General features: G+C 59.0%; 1 protein-coding gene. It reads right to left on the bottom strand.

All coding sequences use genetic code 11. From position 1 onward, the window contains the following. Positions 1–100: 100 nt before the first annotated feature. Positions 101–226, bottom strand: a complete 126-nt coding sequence (locus P3H15_RS55260; RefSeq protein ID WP_276144959.1) for a hypothetical protein — start codon at positions 224–226, stop codon at positions 101–103. Between the last annotated feature and the right edge of the window lie 152 nt (positions 227–378).

The following is a 378-nucleotide window of genomic DNA, read 5'->3' as shown; positions in this document are numbered from 1 at the left end:
GCCTCGACGAGGTGTCCGCCGAGATCGACTCCCTCCAGAAGCATCGAGCACCACCGAGCTGAGCGACGATCACACCCCATCCCAAGATCTGCGGGCGGGGTCAGGATCCTGCCCACAGGCGTCGGCGCGCAACTGCCTTCATCGTCTCGACCAGTTTCGGTTGCAGCGGTGTCGGCGGGTCGAGTTCGAACGGGTAGACGAACCCCGTCACGCCGCTGACACTCATATAAGTCGGAATTACGTGGATCTGGCGCAAATTTCGTGATTGCTATGGGGCGCTTGACTATCCGGCGTGTATGACGCGTTTGCGGAGTAGATCAAAATTGGCTCGTCCGTACATCTGCCGTTTGAGCATCTTGATCCTGTTCACGTGCCCCT

The organism is Rhodococcus sp. T2V (assembly GCF_029269925.1).
In the GTDB taxonomy this organism is placed as follows: Bacteria; Actinomycetota; Actinomycetes; order Mycobacteriales; family Mycobacteriaceae; genus Rhodococcus_F; species Rhodococcus_F koreensis.
The sequence above is the reverse complement of the archived record's forward strand: the minus strand, read 5'-3'. Positions and strand labels throughout refer to the sequence as shown.